General features: G+C 71.0%; 5 protein-coding genes. 3 read left to right on the top strand and 2 right to left on the bottom strand.

The window, feature by feature from the left end:
- Window positions 1-104: 104 nt before the first annotated feature.
- Both AC1DY5_RS37910 and AC1DY5_RS37905 read right to left on the bottom strand, forming a co-directional pair.
- Window positions 105-1,256, bottom strand: coding sequence for an efflux RND transporter periplasmic adaptor subunit (locus AC1DY5_RS37910; RefSeq protein WP_478119614.1), 1,152 nt, complete (start codon window positions 1,254-1,256; stop codon window positions 105-107).
- 221 nt (window positions 1,257-1,477) lie between these two features.
- Window positions 1,478-3,394, bottom strand: coding sequence for a potassium transporter Kup (locus AC1DY5_RS37905; protein WP_478119613.1), 1,917 nt, complete (start codon window positions 3,392-3,394; stop codon window positions 1,478-1,480).
- A 50-nt stretch (window positions 3,395-3,444) separates the two neighbouring features.
- On the opposite strand from AC1DY5_RS37905, the gene hpnC reads away from it, so the two are divergent.
- The 3 genes from hpnC to AC1DY5_RS37890 form a co-directional block, all read left to right on the top strand.
- Window positions 3,445-4,341: a squalene synthase HpnC gene (gene hpnC / locus AC1DY5_RS37900; RefSeq protein WP_478119612.1), complete on the top strand. Its 897-nt coding sequence runs from the start codon at window positions 3,445-3,447 to the stop codon at window positions 4,339-4,341.
- 13 nt (window positions 4,342-4,354) lie between these two features.
- Window positions 4,355-5,194 carry a presqualene diphosphate synthase HpnD gene (hpnD, locus tag AC1DY5_RS37895; RefSeq protein WP_478119611.1) on the top strand — a complete coding sequence of 280 codons (840 nt, stop codon included), beginning with the start codon at window positions 4,355-4,357 and terminating at the stop codon, window positions 5,192-5,194.
- A gap of 4 nt (window positions 5,195-5,198) precedes the next feature.
- The coding region (locus tag AC1DY5_RS37890) for a hydroxysqualene dehydroxylase (protein ID WP_478119610.1) at window positions 5,199-6,267 on the top strand (1,069 nt) is incomplete at its 3' end.

Here is a 6,267-nt window from a genome sequence, read left to right as displayed (position 1 = left end):
GCATCAGGTAGCGCGTCAGGGCCGCGTGTTCGAGGGCCCATTTGGAAAGGTTGAAGCCGGCCTTGCCGGAGTCGGCGTTCTGCTGCGCGCTCATCGCGGCGTCCTCAGCGCGTGACCACCGGCGCCACCGCGGCCGGCTGCGCGGCCGCCGCCGCAGCGGCCGCGGTCTTGTCGCGGTAGATCGATACCTTCTGTCCGGGCGACAGCACGTGCACGCCGGCCGCCACCACCAGCATCCCCGGCGCCACGCCCGAGGCGATGACGGCATCGTTGCCATCGGCCGTGGCGACCTGGACCGGCTGCGAACGCACCGTCATGCTGGCCGGGTCGACCACCCAGACCGCGGTCCCGGCGCCTTCCTGGCGCAGGGCGCTGGTCGGCAGCTTGAGCACCTGCGCGCCGCTTTGCGACAGCGCCCTGGGCCGCGCGTACACCGTGGCGCCCAGCGCCGGCGAGGTGGCGGCGTCGATCGCCACCTTCACCGAGTAGGTGCGGGTCACGGCGTCGGCGCTGGCTGCGACCTCGCGCACCTTGCCTTCGAATTCGCCGTTGGCGGCCCAGCCGCGCACCGTCACGGCCGAGCCCGGCTTGATCAGCGCCGCGCGGTCCTCGGGCACCGCGAAGACTACGTCGCGGGCGCCGTCCTGGGCGATGCGCACGACCGGCGCGCCGGCCGCGACCACCTGCCCCGGCTCGGCCTCGATCGCGGTCACGATGCCCGGAACGTCGGCCACCAGCGTGGTGTAGCTGGTCTGGTTGCCCTGCGCGGAAAGTTGCGCCTGCGCCTGCTCGAGCTGCGCCTGGGCGGCCTTGTAGGTGCTTTCGCGGCGCTCGAGGTCGGCGCCACTGATGAAGTTCTGCTGCCGCAGTTCGCGGTAGCGCTTGAGGTCCGCCAGGGCCAGGTCGCGGTTGGTCAGCGCCGCCGCATGCTGCGCCCGCGCCCCTTCGGCGGCGAGGCGGAAGTCCTGCGGATCGAGCTGGGCCAGCACCTGGCCGGCCTGCACGTGTTGGCCGAGTTCAGCCTGGCGGCGCGCGATCTTGCCGGCCACGCGAAAGCCGAGCCGCGACTCGACCCGGGCCTTCACCTCGGCCGAGAACTCGGGTTCTGTGCCATAGGTGCTGGCGCCGACCTGGACCACCTTGACCGCCCGCAACGGCTCCTCGGCCGCCGGCGGCCGCGAGCAGCCGGCCAGCAGCAACGCCGCCAGCAAGAGCCCGGCGTGACCAGGAAAGGAAATTAAGGACGACGCGGTCATGGAGCACCCTTGAAGGAAAACGGGGTCATTAATGACCAGCCGGTTAGTAATCTAGGGTAAACGCGAATCGGTGTCAAACGAAAAGTTCCCCGAGCGCGAGCGGAGACCCGCACAAAACGGGGGGAGCGTGGGGGCTCAGGCCGACGCCGGGCCGCCCCAAGGCGGCCTGCCGCCCCCTCGGGGGCAGCGACCCACACGAAGTGGGGGAGCGTGGGGGCCACCTACCCCCGCTGCCCCATTTCCACCAGCCGGTTGTCCGGCAGCTCGAAATAGTCAGAGGCCCGGCCCGCGTTGCGCTGCAGCCAGCTGAACAGCGCCCGGCGCAGCGGGTTCATGCCCGGCAGTTGCTCGTGGACGACGGTGGCGCGCGACACGAAGTAGGAGGTGGTCATCGACTCGCAGGCCAGGGTCTTCTGGTAGGCGAGGATGCGGATGAACTCCGGCACGTCGGGCCGCTCCATGTAGCCGTGGCGCGCGGTGACCACCCAGACGCCGCTGCCGAGCGCCTCGGCCTCGATCCGGTCGCGGGCATCGACCCGCGGCGTGTTGCAGGGCAGCACCCTGAGCACGATCACCTTTTCGTGCAGCACCTGGTTGTGCTTGAGGTTGTGCAGCAGCGCATGCGGCACCGAGTCGGCATCGGCATTGAGGAACACCGCCGTCCCGCGGACCCGGTGCGGCATGTGGGCCTCGAGCGAGCGGACGAAAGGCTGCAGCGGCAGCCGCTGGGCCTCCGCCGCCGCCAGCCCGAGCCGCCGGCCCTTGCCCCAGGTCGTGAACACCAGCATCACGCCCACCGCCACCACCAACGTGAGCCAGCCGCCCTGCGCGACCTTCAGGCTGTTGGCGAACACGAAGGTGAGGTCGACCGCCGCGAAGAGCAGCACGCCGACGAGCACGGCGACCCGGTTCCAGCGCCACAGGCGCCAGGCGACCACGCCGGTCAGCAGCGTGGTAGTGACCATGGTGATCGAGACCGCGATCCCGTAGGCCGCCGACAAGGCGCTCGAGCTGCGAAAGCCGAGCACCAGCAGCAGCACGCCGACCATCAACAGCCAGTTGACGGTCGGGACGTAGATCTGGCCGATGGTCTCGCCGGAGGTCTGGACGATTCGCATGCGCGGCAGGTAGCCCATGCGCATGGCCTGCGCCGTGATCGAGAAGGCGCCCGAGATCACCGCCTGCGAGGCGATCACCGTCGCCATGGCGGCCAGCACCACCATCGGCAACACGGCCCAGGAAGGCAGAAGACGAAAGAACGGATTGTCGATGGCGGCCGGGTTCGCGAGCACCAGCGCCCCCTGGCCGAAATAGTTCAGAACCAGCGCGGGCAAGGCGATGAAGAGCCAGGCCAGCCGGATCGGCCGAGCGCCGAAATGCCCCATGTCGGCGTAGAGCGCCTCGCCCCCCGTGAAGGCCAGGAACACGGCGCCCAGCACCGCCAGCGACTGGGCGCGGTGCTGCACCACGAAGCCGGCCGCGCGGCTCGGGTCGAGCGCCGCCAGCACCTGCGGCTGCTGCAGCACCTGCCACAGCCCCGCCAGCGCGATCAGCAGGAACCACAGCAGCATCACCGGCCCGAAGATCGTGCCGACCGCCCCGGTCCCCTTGCGCTGCACGGCGAAGAAGGCGGCCAGGATCGCAACGGTGATCGGAATCACGAAGGGCTGCAAGCCCGGCGCCTCGACCTCCAGGCCCTCGACGGCCGACAGGACCGAGATCGCGGGCGTGATCAGGCTGTCGCCATAGAAGGTGGCCGCACCCACCAGCCCCAGCAGGCCGATGGCCTGCACGAGCCAGGGCCGCGCCGGCGGCGGGCCGGCCACCGCATTGCCGGCCAGCGCCTGCAAGGCGAGGATGCCCCCTTCGCCGTCATGATCGGCGCGCAGCACGAACACCACGTACTTCAGCGTCACGACGAACATCAGGCCCCAGAAGATCAGCGACAGCAGCCCGAGCACCGCTTCGGGCGTGAACGGCACGCCGTGCTCCGGGTTCAGGGTCTCCTTGAAGGCATAGAGCGGCGAGGTGCCGATGTCGCCGAAGACCACGCCGAGCGCCGCGACCATCACGAACGGCAGGAACGGCCGGGGCGCTGAAGACGCGGAGGGATTGATGTTCTGCTTCGTTGTGTGCATGGTCGATGCCCTTCGGCGCTGCCATCGTAGCGTGCAGGACAATCGGCGGCGTGTCATCTTCATCCCCTCCCCTGCTCGCAGCCGCGYCGACGCACTACGAGAACTTCCCCGTCGCCTCCTGGCTCTGCCTTCCCCGGCTGCGGCCGCCCATCGCCGCCATCTATGCCTTCGCGCGCACTGCGGACGACATCGCCGACGAGGGCGATGCCGCTCCGCCCAAGCGGCTCGAGGCCCTGCGGGCTTTCCGCGCCGATCTCGCGGCCATCGCGCGCGGCGCCGTTCCCTCGCCGCGCTGGCCCGGGGTGTTCGGTCCGCTGGCCGTCGCGATGCGCGGCTTCGCGCTGCCCGAGAGCCTGCTGGCCGACCTGCTGTCGGCCTTCGTGCAGGACATCGAGAAGACCCGCGACCGCGCCGGCTATGCCGACCGCGCCGAACTGCTTGACTACTGCCGCCGTTCCGCCAATCCGATCGGGCGGCTGCTGCTGCACCTGTACGGAGTCACCGATGTCCGCTCGCTGGCGCAGAGCGACGCCATCTGCAGCGCGCTGCAGCTGATCAACTTCTGGCAGGACCTGAGTGTCGACCTGCCGCGCGGGCGGCGCTACCTGCCTCGCGAAGACTGCCGCGCCCACGGGCTCGCGGACGGCGACTTCGAGCGCTTCGCGCCGCTGGCGACCACGGCGCCGCCGTCCGCCGCGATCGCGCTGGTGGCGAGCGAAGTCGCATGGGCTCGCGCGCTGATGCAGGAAGGCGCTCCGCTCGTGCACCGCCTGCCCGGCCGCGCCGGCTGGGAACTGCGCTTCGTGGTCCAGGGCGGCAGCCGCATCCTCGACAAGATCGAGGCCCAGGGCTGCGACAGCTTTTCGCGCCGCCCGACCCTCGGCCGCGGCGATGCGCCGCTGCTCGCCTGGCGGGCCCTGCGGATGCGGAGACAATCAGCCGCATGAAGAGGCCCGCACGATGACCCCCGAGCAGTACGTCCAGGACAAGGCCGCTGCGTCGGGCAGCAGTTTTTATTACGCCTTCCTGTTTCTCCCGAAGCCGCGCCGTGCCGCCATCACGGCTTTCTATGCCTTCTGCCGCGAGATCGACGACGTGGTCGACGAAGTCAGCGACCCCGGCGTCGCCGCGACCAAGCTGGCCTGGTGGCGCAGCGAGGTGGCCCAGTCCTTCGCCGGCCAGCCGCACCATCCGGTGATGCAAGCGCTGATGCCCCACGCGGCCGCCTACGGCATCGAGGAGCGACTCCTGCAGCAGGTCATCGAGGGCTGCCAGATGGACCTCGACCAGACCCGCTACCTCGACTTCCCGGCCTTGCGCCGCTACTGCCACCTGGTGGCCGGCGTGGTGGGCGAAGGCGCGGCGCGCATCTTCGGCCAGACCGATCCGCAAACCACCGAGTACGCCCACAAGCTGGGCCTGGCGCTGCAGCTGACCAACATCCTGCGCGACGTCGGCGAGGACGCCCGGCGCGGGCGCATCTACCTGCCGGTCAACGAGTTGCAGCAATTCGACGTCAAGGCCCACGAGATCTTGAACTGCGTTCACTCGTCGCGCTTCGTCGCCCTGATGAAGTTCCAGGCCGAGCGGGCGCGGGCCGCCTACGACGAGGCGCTGGCCCTGCTGCCCTCAGCCGACCGACGGACCCAGAAGCCCGGCCTGATGATGGCCAGCATCTACCGCACGCTGCTCGAGGAGATCGCGCGCGACAATTTCCAGGTGCTCGACCAGCGCGTCAGCCTGACACCGGTGCGCAAGCTCTGGCTCGCGTGGCGCGTCCAGGCCCTGGGAAAGCTCTGAGTTGATCACGGTCGCAGTGGTCGGTGGCGGCTGGGCCGGCATGAGCTGCGCGGTCGAAGCGACGCGGGCCGGGCATTCGGTCACGGTCTTCGAGGCCGCCCGCCAGTGGGGAGGACGGGCGCGGGCGCTGCCCGCAACGCTGCCCGACGGCACGCCGGTGCTGCTCGACAACGGCCAGCACATCCTGATCGGGGCCTATACCGAAACGCTGGCCTTGATGGCGCGCGTCGGGGTCGACGCCGACGCCGCCCTGCAGCGCATTCCGCTGGCGCTGCGCTTTCCCGACGGCGGCGGGCTGTCGCTGCCGCAATGGCCGCGCTGGCTCGACCGCGCGACGCGCAGCCTGGCGCCCCTCGACGTCCTGGCCGGCGTGCTGGGCGCACGCGGCTGGTCGTGGCAGGACAAGCGGTCGCTGCTCGCGGCCTCCACGCGCTGGCGGCGGCAAGGCTTCAGCTGCGCCGAATCGGAAACGGTTGCCGGCCTCTGCGCCACGCTGACGCCGCGCGTGCAGGCCGAACTCATCGAACCGCTGTGCCTGTCGGCGCTCAACACGCCGACAACCGAAGCCAGCGGCCGGGTGTTCCTGCGGGTGCTCGACGACGCCCTGTTCAAGATCGCGGGCGGATCGCAGCTGCTGCTGCCGCGCGTCGACCTCGGCGCGCTGTTCCCCGACGCCGCCGCGCGCTGGCTCCGCCAGCAAGGGGCCCGGACCGAAGCCGGTCGACGGGTGCGCACGCTGGCACGCGACCGCGCCGGTTGGCGGGTCGACGAGGAGCCTTTCGATCGCGTAGTACTGGCCTGCCCGCCGTGGGAGGCGGCGCGCCTGGCCGCACGCGAAGCGCCAAGCTGGGCCGCCATGGCCGACGCCTTGCGCCACGAAGCCATCGCGACCGTCTACCTCCACGGCGACGCCGCGCTGCCGGCCCCGGTGCTCGCGCTGCGCAGCCGGCCGGACGCGCCGGCGCAGTTCGTGTTCGACCGCGGCCGGCTCGGCGGTCCGCGCGGGCTGCTGGCATTCGTCGTCAGCGCCAGCAGCACGGACCGCGAAGCGCTGCAGCGGCAGGTGCTGGCGC

Source organism: Variovorax sp. P4_D9 (assembly GCF_056401695.1).
This window is presented reverse-complemented; position numbering and strand designations above follow the sequence as displayed.

Bases quoted from the DNA above. Each gene is read 5' to 3' on its own strand.
- AC1DY5_RS37910 (WP_478119614.1), bottom strand. From the start codon at position 1,256: ATGACCGCGTCGTCCTTAATTTCCTTTCCTGGTCACGCCGGGCTCTTG.
- AC1DY5_RS37905 (WP_478119613.1), bottom strand. From the start codon at position 3,394: ATGCACACAACGAAGCAGAACATCAATCCCTCCGCGTCTTCAGCGCCC.
- hpnD (WP_478119611.1), top strand. From the start codon at position 4,355: ATGACCCCCGAGCAGTACGTCCAGGACAAGGCCGCTGCGTCGGGCAGC.